Raw genomic sequence first — 711 nt, 5'->3', positions numbered from 1 at the left:
TCAGAGATCCATCAGACTGATCTCGAACGATGCGAAGCCTCTCATCATTAAGAGACCCCTTGAACTCCTTAAACGATCCGTACCTCTGTATCAGTCGCGTATTGAGTGTCTCATTATAGAACCACTCAAGATGGCCATCCTCCATCGTCTCAATATCGTTCGGCTTAGTCACATATTTTGTGACCTCATCAACAGACTCAAGAGTTCCCGCATCCTTAACAATGCACGACATCCTCTCACGAACATCAGCAAGAAAATCCTGCCAGCCGTTCCCCTTCAAATACGGCAGATCAAAGAGGATATTCATATGCATGTTAAGGGTTTCATGATCCTCATTATGAGTGAACTCAGTCCCCCTGAAATACAGATTTGAACCATATTTTTGATTGAGCCAACGGAAGCAATCAGAGAGCTTGCGTGTCCATTTCCTATGCTCCGCCTTGAGGTCATCATATATGCGGACGTTCTCACCGCAGGTGATAACCATGTACCGCAGATACTTCCCCTTATTCGGGAGAATGTTATCAATCCAATAGGTCAGCTCATTCCTCAACTGGCGACGCTCAGCAACAGCAACAGCAGGAATGAACATGATATGCCTAAACTGTTCATCCATCTGCTTAGCTAATCCAGACAGCAAACCCACCTTGAAAAAGGTGCCATCCTGCTTCTTACGCCTAGACGGAATCCCCAGACCTTCAAGCCTGTCAG

At 46.1% G+C, this 711-nt stretch carries 1 protein-coding gene; it reads right to left on the bottom strand.

Translation table 11 applies throughout. The features are described 5' to 3' along the window. Positions 1-711: protein rep (locus KP705_RS15750; protein ID WP_215764878.1), on the bottom strand; the 711-nt coding region annotated here is incomplete at both ends.

The sequence above is a fragment of the Gluconobacter sp. P1D12_c genome (genome assembly GCF_018812105.1).
In the GTDB taxonomy this organism is placed as follows: Bacteria; Pseudomonadota; Alphaproteobacteria; order Acetobacterales; family Acetobacteraceae; genus Gluconobacter; species Gluconobacter oxydans_A.
This window is presented reverse-complemented; position numbering and strand designations above follow the sequence as displayed.